At 52.1% G+C, this 15,274-nt stretch carries 18 protein-coding genes and 1 pseudogene; 13 read left to right on the forward strand and 6 right to left on the reverse strand.

What is annotated here, in order from left to right; genetic code table 11:
- The first annotated feature begins 234 nt into the window (after nucleotides 1-234).
- The 9 genes from ACR0KW_RS22435 to ACR0KW_RS22475 all read left to right on the forward strand — a co-directional run bounded on the left by ACR0KW_RS22435 (nucleotide 235) and on the right by ACR0KW_RS22475 (nucleotide 8,945).
- The gene (locus ACR0KW_RS22435) at nucleotides 235-543 is read left to right on the forward strand and encodes a hypothetical protein (RefSeq protein WP_480807001.1); all 309 of its coding nucleotides are present in this window, start codon (nucleotides 235-237) and stop codon (nucleotides 541-543) included.
- Nucleotides 544-546: 3 nt separating this feature from the next.
- Nucleotides 547-900 (forward strand): hypothetical protein, encoded by a 354-nt coding sequence (locus ACR0KW_RS22440; protein WP_480711153.1) that lies wholly within the window; start codon nucleotides 547-549, stop codon nucleotides 898-900.
- Nucleotides 890-1,744 (forward strand): hypothetical protein, encoded by an 855-nt coding sequence (locus ACR0KW_RS22445; RefSeq protein ID WP_480711152.1) that lies wholly within the window; start codon nucleotides 890-892, stop codon nucleotides 1,742-1,744. The genes ACR0KW_RS22440 and ACR0KW_RS22445 overlap by 11 nt, the downstream gene beginning before the upstream one ends.
- A 92-nt stretch (nucleotides 1,745-1,836) precedes the next feature.
- The gene (locus ACR0KW_RS22450) at nucleotides 1,837-3,036 is read left to right on the forward strand and encodes an N-acetyltransferase DgcN family protein (protein WP_480468809.1); all 1,200 of its coding nucleotides are present in this window, start codon (nucleotides 1,837-1,839) and stop codon (nucleotides 3,034-3,036) included.
- A complete protein-coding gene (locus ACR0KW_RS22455; RefSeq protein WP_480807002.1) occupies nucleotides 3,033-4,154 on the forward strand; it encodes an alanine/ornithine racemase family PLP-dependent enzyme in 1,122 nt (373 codons plus the stop codon). Before ACR0KW_RS22450 ends, ACR0KW_RS22455 begins: the two co-directional genes overlap by 4 nt.
- A gap of 375 nt (nucleotides 4,155-4,529) precedes the next feature.
- Complete coding sequence (locus tag ACR0KW_RS22460) at nucleotides 4,530-5,102, forward strand: hypothetical protein (RefSeq protein WP_480807003.1); 573 nt, start codon at nucleotides 4,530-4,532, stop codon at nucleotides 5,100-5,102.
- Between the two features lie 557 nt (nucleotides 5,103-5,659).
- Nucleotides 5,660-6,292, forward strand: a complete 633-nt coding sequence (locus ACR0KW_RS22465; protein ID WP_170403722.1) for a tyrosine-type recombinase/integrase — start codon at nucleotides 5,660-5,662, stop codon at nucleotides 6,290-6,292.
- 1,640 nt (nucleotides 6,293-7,932) lie between these two features.
- Complete coding sequence (locus tag ACR0KW_RS22470) at nucleotides 7,933-8,622, forward strand: hypothetical protein (RefSeq protein WP_480807004.1); 690 nt, start codon at nucleotides 7,933-7,935, stop codon at nucleotides 8,620-8,622.
- A 74-nt stretch (nucleotides 8,623-8,696) separates the two neighbouring features.
- Nucleotides 8,697-8,945, forward strand: coding sequence for a ParB N-terminal domain-containing protein (locus ACR0KW_RS22475; RefSeq protein WP_170452343.1), 249 nt, complete (start codon nucleotides 8,697-8,699; stop codon nucleotides 8,943-8,945).
- Here the strand turns inward: ACR0KW_RS22475 and ACR0KW_RS22480 are convergent.
- The 3 genes from ACR0KW_RS22480 to ACR0KW_RS22490 form a co-directional block, all read right to left on the reverse strand.
- Nucleotides 8,937-9,950: a fatty acid desaturase gene (locus ACR0KW_RS22480; RefSeq protein WP_480807005.1), complete on the reverse strand. Its 1,014-nt coding sequence runs from the start codon at nucleotides 9,948-9,950 to the stop codon at nucleotides 8,937-8,939. The two genes, ACR0KW_RS22475 and ACR0KW_RS22480, sit on opposite strands and share 9 nt — an antisense overlap.
- Nucleotides 9,951-10,021: 71 nt before the next feature.
- On the reverse strand, nucleotides 10,022-10,228 hold the full coding sequence (locus tag ACR0KW_RS22485; RefSeq protein WP_170328727.1) for a cold-shock protein: 207 nt from the start codon (nucleotides 10,226-10,228) through the stop codon (nucleotides 10,022-10,024).
- Nucleotides 10,229-10,732: 504 nt separating this feature from the next.
- A complete protein-coding gene (locus ACR0KW_RS22490; RefSeq protein ID WP_480492262.1) occupies nucleotides 10,733-11,122 on the reverse strand; it encodes a MerR family transcriptional regulator in 390 nt (129 codons plus the stop codon).
- A 98-nt stretch (nucleotides 11,123-11,220) separates the two neighbouring features.
- Between ACR0KW_RS22490 and ACR0KW_RS22495 the strand changes: the two genes are divergently transcribed.
- Nucleotides 11,221-11,544: a hypothetical protein gene (locus tag ACR0KW_RS22495; protein ID WP_480807006.1), complete on the forward strand. Its 324-nt coding sequence runs from the start codon at nucleotides 11,221-11,223 to the stop codon at nucleotides 11,542-11,544.
- A 76-nt stretch (nucleotides 11,545-11,620) separates the two neighbouring features.
- Nucleotides 11,621-11,767 carry a GDCCVxC domain-containing (seleno)protein gene (locus ACR0KW_RS22500; RefSeq protein ID WP_480807012.1) on the forward strand — a complete coding sequence of 49 codons (147 nt, stop codon included), beginning with the start codon at nucleotides 11,621-11,623 and terminating at the stop codon, nucleotides 11,765-11,767.
- A 346-nt stretch (nucleotides 11,768-12,113) separates the two neighbouring features.
- Here ACR0KW_RS22500 and ACR0KW_RS22505 read toward each other — a convergent pair.
- Nucleotides 12,114-13,499 (reverse strand): annotated as a pseudogene (locus tag ACR0KW_RS22505) (IS1182 family transposase).
- Entirely contained in the window at nucleotides 13,456-13,710 is a 255-nt protein-coding gene (locus tag ACR0KW_RS22510; RefSeq protein WP_480807007.1) for a hypothetical protein, read from the reverse strand. The pseudogene ACR0KW_RS22505 and the gene ACR0KW_RS22510 overlap by 44 nt, the downstream one beginning before the upstream one ends.
- Here ACR0KW_RS22510 and ACR0KW_RS22515 point away from each other — a divergent pair.
- Nucleotides 13,709-13,939, forward strand: coding sequence for a hypothetical protein (locus ACR0KW_RS22515; protein ID WP_480807008.1), 231 nt, complete (start codon nucleotides 13,709-13,711; stop codon nucleotides 13,937-13,939). The two genes, ACR0KW_RS22510 and ACR0KW_RS22515, sit on opposite strands and share 2 nt — an antisense overlap.
- 202 nt (nucleotides 13,940-14,141) lie before the next feature.
- Here the strand turns inward: ACR0KW_RS22515 and ACR0KW_RS22520 are convergent, their stop codons facing one another.
- The gene (locus tag ACR0KW_RS22520; RefSeq protein WP_480807009.1) at nucleotides 14,142-14,351 is read right to left on the reverse strand and encodes a hypothetical protein; all 210 of its coding nucleotides are present in this window, start codon (nucleotides 14,349-14,351) and stop codon (nucleotides 14,142-14,144) included.
- Nucleotides 14,352-14,489: 138 nt separating this feature from the next.
- Between ACR0KW_RS22520 and ACR0KW_RS22525 the strand changes: the two genes are divergently transcribed.
- Entirely contained in the window at nucleotides 14,490-15,128 is a 639-nt protein-coding gene (locus ACR0KW_RS22525; RefSeq protein WP_480807010.1) for a DedA family protein, read from the forward strand.
- Nucleotides 15,129-15,274: the final 146 nt, after the last annotated feature.

Here is a 15,274-nt window from a genome sequence, read left to right on the forward strand (position 1 = left end):
CGTTGCACTGACGCAGGTTAGTCAATTTTTGGCAGTACCTGATCCTCGGGCACCAAATGCATTTGAGATTCCAATAAAATCTCAGGTCATTGGCCGCAGACTAACATCGATCAGCGCGCGTCTGCCATTTGCACATTATTCTAATTTACAACGCCAGTACTACCGCGGCGCTTACGAGCGTGTACCGCGGCAGACTGCGCGGGGAAGATCCAACAAACTATATGGAGGACCAAGGTGAGCACGAGATCGTCCAGTTCTTTGGTGACGTTTTCAAATCCGTTCTCTTTGTCCGGCTACCCGGATGAACTTCCTGCAGGCAAGTATGAAGTAGTTGTTGAAGAAGAACTACTACAGGGCCTGAGTTTCGAAGCATATCGAAGAACCGGAACCTACCTGACCGTTCAGGGCAAGGGCAGCAAGCCAGGCCGCACAGAAATGCGCCCAATTGACCCAGAAGATTTTGAACTGGCGCTCAAGCACGACCAGACCTTGGCTACATCTAACAATGACAGCGATGCGGCGCTTTCCCCGCAGGAGGAATAGATTATGAACACGCCCGAATGGCTTAAACCCGGAATCTACGGCGCCCTGATCGGAGGGGTTTTCGTAGGCGTAGTTGGATTTTCTTGGGGTGGATGGATGACCGGCAGTAACGCGGACAAGATGGCCAACGCCGTGTCCCGCGACAATGTAATCGCTGCGTTGGTTCCGATCTGCGTCGACATGGCGAGAACTGACACCCAACGCGCCGAAAAAATAACAACGATCAAAGAAGCTTCTTCTTTCAAGCGAAAGGATGCCGTTATGGCAGCCGGCTGGGCAACGGTACCGGGATCCCAAACCCCCAACAAAGATCTGGCACAGGCCTGCATTGAGGGGCTGAACCTGGATGGATCGTAACTCAATCACTCAACATTCGGACAACGCCGTTTGCACCAGGACAAATCGAAAAAATCAGCACTGGTTTTACTCTCACTTTATGACGGCGCTGTTTGTTGGCGTTTTCAGCTGCTTGGCGGGCTCCTTTATCTCATCAAATCCCGCATCGGCCGAAACAAATTCGATCCCGGATAATGCGCATCCCAAAAAATATGGCGACGGTTGGGAATGCGATTTGTCCTATCGGTTGGAAGGCGAAGAATGCGTGGCCATTGTCGTGCCGGGAAATGCCTACCCCACAAACAGAACCTACGGCTCAGGGTGGGCATGTATGCACGGCTTTGTTGAAGTTGGCGGCACCTCATGCACTGAAGTGATTGTGCCTGAAGGTGGATATCTCGATCCATCAGGTGAGAGGTGGCGGTGCCTGCGTGGATACACAAGAGTAGACGATAGCTGCCAGAAAATCGTGGTGCCGGATAATGCTTACCTGACGAATAGCACTTATGGATCTGCATGGCGTTGCAACCGTGGCTACGAAAAAGACGGAGAAGCATGCGTGGCAGTAGCGGTGCCGGAAAACGGTTTTCTGAACGCATCAACCAGCGGGCGTCCCTGGACGTGCGAGCGTGGGTATTTTGAGCGCGACGGACGGTGCGATGCCGTGTTTGTGCCTGAAAATGCTTTCTACGATGACGCGATCCATGGAGTTGGATGGAAATGCGAACGTGGCTACGAGGCGTCCGGTGATCGCTGCAATGCAATCGAGCTACCGGCAAATGCCCATATCGACCGATCCGGCAATGGGTGGCAATGCCACAAAAACTATCATCGATCAGAAGGGCTGTGTGTTCTGAACCAGTGAGAATTCAGACAGAAAGCCCACTTTCCCAAACTTCACAATTTTTGCCCGTCCTTACCAAGGACGCGCGTTTCACACTCTAAAAAGGAACAAATATGAAACCCGTACCCATTGCGTCGGATGCCAAGCAGTTCATTGCCAGCGATGCGCAAAAGCTGGCGCCTGAACAAGCAGTTTTTCCAGAGCTTCACCGCAAGACACTCGTGACAGATACACCGACTGCAATTGTGTATTGCGAAGGAAACTTCGCAAAGATCGATGGCAAGACGGCTAATGGTCTGGTTCGACATTCACAGGCCTATCGCGTTCTTTCGGTGATCGACAGCACGTATGGCGGTTGTGACAGTGGCAAAGTGCTTGATAATTTCGCAAATCAGGTTCCCATCTTCGATGATCTTGATGCCGCCGTCGCTAATGAAGCTACGATCCCCGACACTTTTATTTACGGAATGGCGCCGGCCAGCGGCAGAATGTCCCTTGAGGATCGCGAAGTTGTTGTGGATGCGATAACGCTCGGAATGAACATCGTGAGTGGACTGCATGAATTTCTTAGCGATGACAAGGAGCTCGCCGGATTTGCCAAAATTCACGATGTCACGATACGCGACATTCGCAAGCCGCGGCCCAATCCCGACCTGCGCCTGTTAGATGGCAGTATTGGAGACGTCCAGGCGATCCGCATCGCGGTGTTCGGCACCGATTGTGCAATTGGAAAGCGTACAACCGCGACAATCCTGACATGTGCCCTTAACGCGCATGGGATCAAAACAGTTTTGGTCGGTACCGGCCAGACAGGATTGATGCAGGGCGCCAAGTATGGTGTCGCGATGGATTCGGTGCCGCCGCAATTTTGCTGTGGCGAGCTTGAGCGCGCTGTTGTTGCAGCATCTGAAGATGAACACCCGGATGTCATAGTGATCGAGGGCCAGGGCGCGCTAAGCCATCCGGCCTTTTGCACATCAGCCTTCATTCTGCGAGGCAGTCAGCCACATGCAGTTATTCTTCAACACGCGCCTAAACGAAAACGTCGATGTGATTTCCCCAACATGACTATGCCCGACCCTTGCGATGAAATCACCCTGATCGAGGCTTTTGCGAACACAGAGGTAATTGGCATGACGATCAACCATGAAGGAATGAATGATGTTGAGATTTCAAAGGCCATCACAGATTATAACTGCAAATTGTACCTCCCGGTCACTGACGCTCTGAACCGCCCTTCATCAAACTTGGTGAACATGGTTCTTTCTGCCTTTCCGCGTTTGCAGCACGTACCTGTAACGACGATTGAATGAGCAAGCTGCGTATCGACATTGATCTGAGCAAAATTCTTTACAACACACGGTTCCTTGTCGATCGCCTTAGACCCCGTGGAATTACGGTGACAGGCGTGACAAAAGCCGTGTGCGGTCACCCTGAGATTGCGAATGCTATGCTTGAAGGCGGCGCGACAGGGCTGGCGGACGCGCGGATCAGCAATATCATGCGTATGCGCGATGCTGGAATCTCGTGCTCCATATCCTTGATCCGAACACCCATGCTGAGCCAGGTCGCGCAAGTTGTTGATTACTGCGATGTAAGCTTCAACACAGAGATGGACATTATCGCAAGCCTGGCCATGAGTGCGCTGGGAAAGAACATTACTCACAACATTATCCTGATGGTGGAAATGGGGGATATGCGGGAAGGAATCCCGCCTGAACACCTTGAAAGCACTGTGTTTCAAATTCTTAGAATGGAAGGTATTTCTCTGAAGGGGATTGGCGCAAATTTTGCCTGTCTGGGTCATGTGGCACCCTCTGCAGAAGCAATGGCATTGCTTTCGTCGCTTGCCATCGACACCGAGCGCGCGTTTGGACCCGCTCTTGAAACAGTGTCAGGCGGCGGCTCCGCCAGTTTGCCATGGGCGCTTGGCAAGGGTGCGACCGGAAAGATCAACAACCTACGTCTGGGTGAGGCTATCCTGTTGGGTACCGATCCCGTATCGGGGCACGCGATCGGCGGGCTTTACACAGATGCTTTTACGCTTTGGGCGGAAGTGATCGAAACGAAAGCCAAATCAAATCCAAATCCCTTGCAAATGAATTATCCTATACCTTCAATGCAGTGTGTGACTTTAGACAGTCCTTCGAATACTCGGTCGATCCTTGCGATTGGACTCCAGGACACCGATGCGGCGGGTCTAATATTCCCTGCTGGCGTCACGTTCGTCGGAGCCACCAGTGATCATATCGTTGTTGAAAACACCAATTGTCTGCTTCGCCCTGGTGGCGAGGTGAAGCTGAAATTGAACTATAGCGCGCTCTCGCGCGGCATGGCTGCACCCGATGTAGCAAAAGTCTTCCATGGTGATGGCGCATTGGTTGACTGCACCGCAGCGAACACTGATCGCCCATATTCGAAGCGAAAGTAGCGCGCCAGGGTTGCCGCCGCCTCGGTTCTGCTTCAGCCACCCGTCTTATTCTACGGCTTTACGTAGTAAATTGGGCCACCAATACCTATATTGGTGGTATCCGCATTCACTTTTCACACCCCATCTGGGCTCGTGGGTGGTGCGGACAATCAAAGGATCAAAATGATGTCTTTCAAGGACTTGACGACCAGAGCGGCTGCCGCACTGAAGGAAAACGATGCGGACGCGCCGAAAAAAGAAGTTACGTCTGAAGCGCCTGACACCGTCCCCGAAAAACCAAAGCCGAAACCTCAAAGTTCATAATACCCTGCCGGGAGAGGGTGGCTTGTTTTTGTCTGCATCTCCGAGCGCTATCAGCAAAGGAGAACTACCCAAATGAACCAGATAACCAGCAAGACAATCGCAGTCTTTTCCAGGCCGTTTACTTTCCCTGGCTTTGACGAATTACTCCCGGCGGGCGAATACGACATAGAAACTGAGCTTTCCGCACCACCAGATTATTTGGATCCAGAAGCCTGGAAAGCATCGGTGTTAATCTGTCTGCATCCACGGAAATCTCACCCCGGTCTGGCGCGTACCTTGACCGTTTCTCTTACTGATTTGGAGAGAGCCCGCGCGAAGGATAAACTGTCTTCAAAGCAGTTGTCGCAGTTCTTGCTCGACCAACTTTTGGCCGATCCCATGGTGCAATTGATTATGGAAGCGGATGGTGTGTCTGAGACTCAACTTCGGCACCTATACTCGGAGTCGCTCATTTCTGAGGCAGACGACGGATCATCAGATCAACGAGCCATACCGCGAGGATGCGCAAGCGGTTCTCGGTATGCTTTCGCTGTCCAAGCTGCTGAGAACGAAGGAATGCCAGTTCGTCCTATTAAAACCCCTCGGATTACAGGCCGTCCCATCGGACAGTCTGAACCAGGCAGCTCCTTCAATCTCAAGGCTTAGGGCTCGGAACTTTCTTTTCCAGTCGCTGTATAAACCAAAACAGAAATCGAGGCTAAGAACTGATGGAAGACTTCGACAACGACGCAGATACGATCATGGCTCGCGCCCACAATGACGTGCCGCAAGAACGCCCGTGTCTTCGTTGCAGAACGCCATTCTGGAGCGAAGGGTTCGGAGAGCGGATTTGTCGACGCTGCAAGGGGTTGAGCGCGTGGCGAAATGGCGTATCAGTAAGCCCCGGGTTAGCTCGGCGTCGCTGATAACCTGACGCCGGTCTTACCAGCTTTTCTGATCATATCTCATTTTATCTTATTGGTGCTGACCCGGGCCTTTTAACGTGGAACCCGATCGGTAATCGGTGCTGAAGACGAAGCGTACGCGCGGTTTGGACTCGAACCGTTCTTATGCGTAGTGATATGGGCTCAAGCCGCCTAATGCACACACTTAAACCATGCCAGTATTCATAATCGGACAGCAGGCATTCACGCCGCTTGTACTATTCGGTGGTCAGCGCGGTGCTGTTGCTTGGGTGCGGAGGGTGGATCGGAGTGCAAAATATGCCAAGAGTCCAACTACCTGCAGTCACCCCAAAACCCAGAGCTTGGAACAAGGGGCGGATCATCGGTCAGAAACGACCGCTACTCCCAAAACAGGTCTGGGCGATCCGTGCCCGGCTCGAACTTTCTGGAAATCTGCGTGATCTCACAATGTTCAACGTCGCGATTGATAGCAAGCTACGCGGCTGCGATCTGGTCAAACTCGCTGTGACCGATCTTGTCAAAGACGATCGCGTCCGTGAGCGTGTTTCGGTGATCCAGAGCAAAACCAAGCGATCTGTTCAATTCGAACTGACGGAAAACACGCGAGAAACTGTATTGGTATGGGTAAAATCACCGGAAATGTTTGCTAGCCGGTTCATGTTTCCAAGCCGATTCCATGATCGACCACACATCTCGACGCGCCAGTATGGCAGGCTGGTTCGAGACTGGGTGACTGCAATCGGATTGGAACCGAGCGGATATGGCACGCATTCGCTTCGCCGAACCAAAGTAGCTGAGATCTACCGCAAGACAGGAAATCTCCGCGCGGTCCAACTTCTGCTTGGGCACACAAAGGTCGATAGCACCGTGCGATACCTGGGCGTTGAATTGGAAGACGCGCTAAGCATTGCAGAGCGCATAGACATCTGAGACAGTTTGGCGAGCGGCGCTGTCGGTCGCCAATCCATAGTGGTTCTAGTTCTTTTATGCAGGAGTGGGACGCAGCGTGCCCTGAGCGGAAGTGTCAAAATCTTGTTGCGTACGCTCGAAGCACAGTTTTCTCGGCTCAGGCGCAATTTACAGGGTGCGGGACCGAGCGGCCATTTGATCACGCCGCGAGTACTTGTGTAGAAGCGGCGCGAAAATCGCTGCGTTGCAGCCAATGTCATCAGGCCAGTCATTCATAGTCACGGGGAAGCCTTGATCACATACTCCTCTTTCGCCGCACTCAGGCCAGACAATTTCTTTCGGTAGTTCACCAGGAATCTTGGTCACCGGCAGTTCCAAAAACTATCTGCCCTAGTGGTGCTAGCGTTGCGACGAGGGAAACTTCCTTGACTCTATGCCGGCTAAGGACCACAAAAAGTGCATTGGTGAAAATTACTCGTCGCCGCGATGCTGCCGGTTTCGATGATCCAATGGCCTTCAGACTAACTGTAGCATGTACCCCAGCAAAGGAACGGGTTTCGCTGGGGTCTTCGCTATGAGCTCGTTCCTCGCAAGCATTCGCAACTGTCACCTGACAGGCTCCAGTCATCGCGTGACTCATGAAAAAAGGCGCCGTATGAACAACACATGGCTAATAATTAGCGTGCTTGATGCCCGATAGATCAGGCCCCAGGTTTCGCTTCAATCTGTCATTCATCGTGTTTTCGAACCGCGTTTTTTGTTTGATCCCGACACTCTTGTTGTTGCTCACAGGGACGCAGCTTCCTGCCCAAGTCACAGGCAATGCCGACGGAATGGTTTGTGAGGAAGGTTTCGAAAACAAGAACGGATCGTGCCAAAGAATAGACTTACCGGAAAACGCATATTTGACGGGTAGCTCCTATGGCAGCGGCTGGGAATGCAATCACGGTTTCCAGAATGTCGGAGAACTCTGTGAGGAAATAAGAGTTCCTGAAAATGCCTATCTTACATCTACCGGAGATCAGTGGGAGTGCAATCGGCTGTTCCAGCGAGTCGGAGAACTCTGTGAAGAAGTGATGGCACCTCAAAATGGATACGTCGAAACCCGGTTTGGCGTGCAGGAAATACACTGCAACTGGGGATTTCGTAAGGAGAACCAGGATTGTGTTGCGATAAATGTCCCGAGCAACGGCCGCCTGACTGACAAAAACAGCGCGGATGGTTGGGTGTGCATCAGAGGTTACAGGGCAGCGGATAGCGGCTGTGAGCCCGTGGCAGTTCCACAGCATGCATACCTTGCGCCTGAAACTTATTCCGGATGGAAATGCGAACGTGGTTTTCGCGCAAACCGGGACAGGTGCGTTGCGATCCTTGTCCCTTCAAACGCTCACTTGAATCGAAGAGGTGATGGTTGGGAATGTAATCGGCCGTTCACAAGACAGAACGATAAGTGCACCGAAAATGTGCCGCGACAATAGGTTGGTGGAAATCAATACCGCCAGACAATTCCGGAAGGAACAAGCCGTGAACCATAACTCGATTGACGAAAACCTGGGCAAAAGGCTCAAAGCCGAAAGGGCGCTTCGCTGGTCCTACAGAGTAAAGATGTTTATCGCGTTAGCGGTGTTTGTTGCGGCCATAATTGTGGTGGTGTTTCTCTGATGCGTAAAAATGCCCCTCAAGTAACCCTTCCCGGTTCAAAGATGTCAGCTCATGGTCTGGAACAAAGAGCATTTCAGGACCGCAGTGTTCGTAAGTCGCGGAACGCTGACGTATCAGGAGTGATTGAAGTAGAATTTGGAAAGTACTTGATTAAGGCTGGCATTCTGAGCGGTAACAGCGTTGCGCGCGCATTCCCCAAGCCACCAGCTAAAACACAGGCAATGATTGCCGATGCAGTCGGCGAAACACCGGTATTGGCCATTGAAGCCTTAAAAGAAATTCTCGAAGAACGAGACAGGAAGCGTAGCGGTCAACGCCGTTTGGAGGGAAACTCCGGCACCTTCGTTCCCAGTGAAAGAGAATATGCAGAGGCATTACGCCAGATCAGGCTCACCCCTGCGCAGGTCACAATGCTCAAAGCACTTACAATCGCAGGCAAGGACGGTCTGACCATTGGTCACTTGTCTCGGGCGGCCGGTTACAAATCGCGCGAGGCCTCCATCAAGGTTTTCAAGAATATCGGACTATTGATCGCAGAATATCTGGAACTGGACCTACCCGAAGCCGGATCGGCACAGAATGATGGCGCCGCGCAGGTTCTGGCATTTTCTCACATCGAAAGTGACGATGAGCCAGCAACTTGGATTATGCATCAGGAACTGCGCGACGCTGTTCGTTCGGTTCTATGACGTACGTTCCAGGCCCCACTTTTGTAGCGAGCTCTGAACCGGAACAAATGCACGAAAGGTTGCTCACGTAGCTTATGTTGGAGAAAAAACCATATCCGCTCGACCTGATCTATGTACCTGTGAAACGGGCGAAAACGCTTGATCAACAAAAAGTTCTGACGCTGGCCGAAGATATCCTGAAGAACGGCCAGAAGACCCCGATCCAGATACGCGCGGACAACAAGAGGTTCGTGCTGATTGAAGGCCTTCACCGATTAGAGGCCATTCGCGCCCTCGGCGGTGATACTGTCGAAGCCTTTTTGGTCCGCGCCAGACTACACTAAATACCTATTGGAATTGGCGTTCGACAAAGCCTCGGAAAATGTCAGCAGACGTTGACTTTTTTCATCCCAAAGATGCAACCGTGCGCAATGAAGGCTCTCAAATAAAGTAATACGCTGGCAATCTTCCAACTCGGAATGGTCACGCAAAACCTCGTTTAGCCGATAAAACGGTATGCGGCTGGCGAGATGGTGAACATGGTGCACACCAATGTTGCCAGAGAACCACCGCAGGATGCCTGGCAGGGCATAGTGAGAACTGCCATAGAACGCGGCGTTCTGAAGGTTCCACACTTCTTCCCGCTCCCAAGTTGTGTGTTCGAACTGGTGTTGAATATAGAATAGCCAAATACCAATCGACGCGGCGACGATCATGGTTGGAAGGAATACAAAAACCAGTACATCCAGGCCTCCGGTCCAAAAAATCAGAGCCAGGACCACCGCAATCGCGGCGTTTGTTCCCATTGCACTTGCCCAATACAGCCAGCCTGACCGCATGAAACCAAAGGGCAAGCGATTTTGAAAAAAGAACGTGTAGACCGGTACGATACAGAACAGGAAGAAGGGGTTCCGGATTAACCTGTAAGCGGCACGCCCCAACCAATTCCGCTTCAGGTATTCCTCAATGGTCAATGTAGGAATGTCACCCATACCACGCCGATCAAGGTTACCGGTTGAGGCATGGTGAATCGCATGGCTTTGCCGCCAGACGTCATAGGGTGTCAGGGCGAGAACACCCAGAACCCGGCCAGTCCAATTGCAAACGGTGCGGTTTCTAAAGAAAGATCCGTGACCACAATCATGCATGATGATGAAGAGACGCACCAGAAATGCGGCGTTCAGGATGGCCAGTAGAACAGTGACCCAGATACTAAGGGATAGCGCAAACCACGCTGTGCCCCATAGCGCGAAAAAGGGGATGACAGTGATTGTCAGTTCAAAAACGCTACGCTTCGTATCGGGCACACGGTATTGCGCGAGCGCCCGGGTCAATTCCTGCTGTTGCAACTGACTTGTTCTCCAAGGGCTTTTAGCAGCCCATTGAGCAAACGGGCACCCGCAAGGATGCCCGCATGAGATCAGGCGAGTGCCAGATTGGCGGCGCTTTCGCGCCCGTCACGGCCAGCTTCGACGTCAAAAGTAACCTTTTGACCGTCTTTCAATTCGCTAAGGCCGGAACGTTCGACTGCTGAGATATGTACGAACACGTCGCGTTTGCCGTCTTCAGGTTCGATAAAGCCAAAACCTTTGGTCGAGTTGAACCATTTTACTGTGCCATTTGCCATGGTGGAAGTCTCCTAATACTTGCCGCCCGCATCATTGCGGCGACTCGGCGTGGTCGGTCTGAATCGAAAGACTGAACGCCGAGTTTGGGAGACAGCAGGTCGAAAAAGAAAAACGTAAGCCTTGTGTATATGGACTTTGAGTACACACGATACAAGCCTTGATACAATGGAAAGCAACAGAAGATCTGAGTCTGCCTAGCCCAATTTGGGACAAAGATAAGCAGAACGCATTGCTCTGCGTTTCGGAAATCAGAGGTCGGCTTCTGATAAAACCTGCCGAATGCGTATGCAGCAAATTGATTGCTCAGGCACGGCAGGTAGGGCTTACTGTCCGAAATCGCCGCGTGCTTCAAGAACACCGCGGCGAGGCACAAATGTTCATTGATTGATTGAAACATTGCTAAATCAACGAGTTGACCTCTCTAACGAACGGTAGATTCTGCGCGGCCCGAATCTTGGGTCATGCTGCGTTGGCATAGGGCGACTGCGAGCCTCAAAGTGCCATTAGTAGGTCCGTATCTGCGCAAGCATCGGGCAAGAAACGTTCCCGATGTTACAGTTGGCCGTAAGTTCATTCAGGGCGGCCTCCAATCGCTTAAGTTCGATTATCTTCATACGCACATTGGAGATATGAAGCTCGGCCAGTTCCTTAACGGATTGGCAATCCTCGCTATCACCTTCGGACAGGTTGAGAAGCACCTTTGCATCGGCAAGCGAAAAACCCAAGTCTCGGCACTTCCTTAGAAAACAAAGCCGTCCCACATCGTGCGCAGAGTACATGCGTCGATTATTCGATGCCCTTTCTGGTTTCGGCACGATCCCTTCGCGTTCGTAGTAGCGGATAGTTTCAATTCCGACACCGCTTTGCCGGGATGCCTCCCCAATCGCAAACATGTGAGATTTCCTGTCTTGATCCTGTAGTGGCTACAGAAGTTATACGAGAGGTTGTTGTCTCTACAACTCCGCGTGACGTAGTCCATCAGGGAAACAGAATGCAGAAGTACCTTAGCCTCAGCTATTTGGGATCGCTATCAGCGCTTGGCATCGCGACTTGCTGCGTTTTGCCCATGATGATGATGTTACTGGGGCTGGGCGGCAGTTGGTTGGCAATCTTTGGGAAGGTTGCGGCAGCGAGTTACTATGTGCTGACGATTTCAACGGCGCTCGTCGCGATATCGTGGCTGGTATCTTATCGGCGCGGTTCCTTACCGACGTTGAAATGGCGGCTTGCAGGAACAACTCTAATCACCGGCGTGGCTTGGGTCGTTGTGTTTAACGAGGCACGGATTAACGATTACCTGATAATGCAGATGTGAGACTATGACAAAACAAACTGTAGTCCTAGAAAGCACCCTGATTTGCCCGAAGTGCGGCCACAGCGAAACCGAGCAAATGCCAACGGATGCTTGCCAGTGGTTCTATGAATGCAAGTCGTGCAAAACAGTTTTGAAGCCGTTGGAAGGCGACTGTTGTGTTTACTGTTCATATGCCACGGTCCCGTGTCCACCAATTCAGCTAGGCGATAGCTGTTGCGGATGAAGTGAAGGACGGTTTTGTTGAGCGAACTGTGAGCTGCCGCCGCGAGCATCGCTGCTATTTGCATGAATGACAGTTTTTCCGCTGCTTGGCCGCACAAGGTATTCGGCAGTTGCAGTGTCGTTACTGCTGCAAGCGCATGCAGCAATAAAATCCAGGGTACAGGTTGGGCTCGTTGCAGACCTTTTCTGCTGCCTTCACGAACGTCCGATTTCTGCGCGTTGCTGCCATTGGTGATGATCGGTGCCGCAACCGCAGCGAAGGTCTGCTTGGTGGCCATGGTGTTGAAAAACAACGTGTTGCCCACGCAGAAACCGATGCCCAGGATATAGCGCGAGCGCCTTCCCAGTCAGGCTTTTCGCGTATGCTGCGGTGCAGGAAAGATCTTAGCCAGTTTGCGGAGGTTTTGGGCGGTGGCGGCGAGGAGAAATTCGTCGTTCGCGCCACATGGACCACGTAATCGGAGCCTTCTTAGTCCGAGGATACGTTTGAGATGGGCAAACAGCATCCCGACCTTCTTCCGAAGTTTCATCGAGACCTTGTATTGCCTGGTCTTGGCGATATCGCGTGCAAGCTGCCGGGCGTCTTCGTGCTCTTCGCGGGTGATCTTACGTGCATCCGTGTTCGGGCAGCACTTTGCCTTCGATGGGCAAGTCTGGCAGGTCAGTTTGAGGGCGCGATAACGGGCTGTCCCTTTTCCGGACGGGCCCCGGTCGGGATCTGAGTAGTTACGACGAAACTGTTTCAGCGCATGACCCTCGGGACAAATGTATTGGTCGTTTTCGGCATCCCATTCAAAGTCAGTGCGGGACCATATGCCATCAGGGCGCCCGGCCTTGTCGATCACCGGAATATGAGGAGCGATCTTGCGATCAACCAGCCAGCCCAACATCGGGCCAGATCCGTAGGCCGTGTCTGCGATCAGTCTCTCAGGGTGAAGGCCAAACCGCTGTTTAACCCTGTCCAGCATGGTTTTTGTCGACCCCACTTCGGCCTGCCGGATGGACCTGGTCGCTTCAACGTCAATGATGACGCCATGGTCTGTATCAATGAGGTAGTTATCTGAGTATGCAAAGAAGGCTGGCGCCTTGTGCGCCGCTGTCCATTAACTGGCTGGATCAGAATATGATGTGAACTTCGGCTTGACCGGCGACGCCGCGCCAAACGCTGCCTCATCCAGGGTTTCCAGATACTCCCGAACAGCACGTGGCGCGGTATCGGCATCGATCCGGGCAGCATCCCATTCTTCCTGTGATGCTGAATACTGCTTGGTCGCTTCCGCCTCAATTAAGCTGGCATCAATCGCCAAACGCTGGCCGCTGACCAAACCTTCTGCAATGCACCGCGCCACTGTCGTTTCGAACACGTGCCGCAAGAGTTCGCTCTCACGGAACCGATCATGGCGGTTCTTGGAAAAGGTCGAATGATCCGGCACTCGATCCGTCAGATCTAGGCGACAGAACCAGCGATATGCAAGGTTCAGGTGCACTTCCTCGCACAACCGCCGTTCCGACCGGACGCCAAAGCAATAGCCCACCAGCAGCATGCGGATCAGCAACTCGGGATCGACGGAAGGGCGACCAGTATGGCTGTAAAAATCCGCCAAATGACTGCGGATACTGCTCAGGTCAACAAATCGATCAATCGACCGCAGCAGGTGATCTTGGGGGACGTGGTCCTCTAACGAAAACTCATAGAACAGTGCGGCCTGAGCTTCCTGCCTTGATCCCATCATTGCCCAATCTCCCATTCGATAGGAGAATTGAATCAGCGAGATGCTCTTCGATCAAGGCAGAGTTTTTCAACAAAATATGGCCTTCTTTTAAACCTAACAGAACCTTCAAAGACCGAGAAGCTCTGGGCATGCCAGCTTGAACCCAACTACCAGAATCGCGAATCTTCAGGTATGGAGTCTCATGTTGATTTCTTTTTTGAGGTATTGCCATGACCATTGTCCGCACTCTGACCGAGTACCGTGCTGCGCTCCGTGAGATCGAGTACCTATGGGGATCTGAGCCGAACACGGAAGAGGGTCGGAAACTGGAAGAATACCTGTCGGCGGTCGATCAATACGAGCAGCTATCGAATGTAGCGCCTGAGACACTGACAAATATTTGCCTCTTTGGCGTTGCGCCTCCGTGGAGGCTGCTTACCGCGATGGGAGAAAGGAAATGAATAGAAACTTCATAGTAATCGCTGCAGTTCTGGTTGTTTTACTCTTGGGCCTCACAATGATGACGTCGGTTGAAGAGGGCGTGGGAAGTGAAGAAACCGCCCCAGCCTCAACAACGGAAGCAACAACTGCTACGGATTAACCGCCCCACAGAACCCTAAAGGAGTGTTTCGGCGCAGCGAGCGTCGGAACCAGTCCAATGTCTCAAAAGTAGTAGTAGCGGTAGAAAAAGGGGTCTTGCATGTTGTCAGTGTATTGGCCGGTTTCTCGAAGGTCTTTTGCGACCAGAGCATCGGTCTTCCTTTGGTTCTTTCGCGCCAGTTCTTTTCCCTTACGTCTTGCATGCCTATTTTCCGGAGAGACGAAGAGGGTGCCACGAAAATTTTTGCGCATTTCTTTGCCTGTAAAAGCCATTTCAGTTCCTCCCGCGGTTTGCACTGAATCCATGACTTTTAACTGGTTCCTTTAAGTTGGAAGTTCTCTTCCAAATCATTAAGAAAAGTACATCGAACCAACCGCTTTGGGATCGTTTCGGTAGGGCCGGGTTTTCAGATGCATCACATCGCAGACAACTTCGAAAGTCTTATTGAAAACTACGGGCTGTTCGTACTTTTTCCCACGATTTTCTTTGAGACCTTTGGGCTGCCTCTTCCAGGAGAAAGCGCCCTAGTAGCTACATCGGTACTTGCAGCAAAAGGAGCTATGAACATTTTTGCGGTTGCAGCGGTTGCCAGTCTTGCAGCCATAGCCGGCGACAATGCTGCGTACCTGATTGGGCGAAGGTACGGCCGCGCTATCATCCTGGCGTATGGATCGCGTTTTGGCATTACCGAGACGAAGTACGCGGCCGTAGAACGCGCGACAAACAAATATGGTGCCTATGTAGTGGTCTGCGCGCGCTTTTTTGTATTGCTGCGGCAGTTAAACGGTTTGGTCGCCGGGTCAGCTAATATGCCGTGGGTAAAGTTCTTTTTGGCAAATGTTGCGGGCTCTGTGCTGTGGGTGGTGTTCTGGACAACTATTGCATACCAGTTCGGACATCGCGTCTCGCTGCTACCCGATGCCCTGCATCATGTATTACTGATGGGTGCCGTCTTGGTTCCTATAACCTTGGTGCTGGTGTTTGTGTTTGGCCGTAGGGCTCTACTGAAACGAAAAGCAATGGCAAAGAAACAACCTGGAACAAGTTGAGCGCAACTGGCTTGCGGCATTTGTTTGGGTTGAAGCGGCAACATGTCCCGCTATTGGTTTTGTTGCAAAGATTTGAGCCCGTTGAGTTGTTTCAGCAACCGCTTGTGCGTCAGGTGGCGAGCTCAGCGAACTGCTGAAATGGGCAG

It is taken from the genome of Ruegeria sp. CG11 (assembly GCF_056537245.1).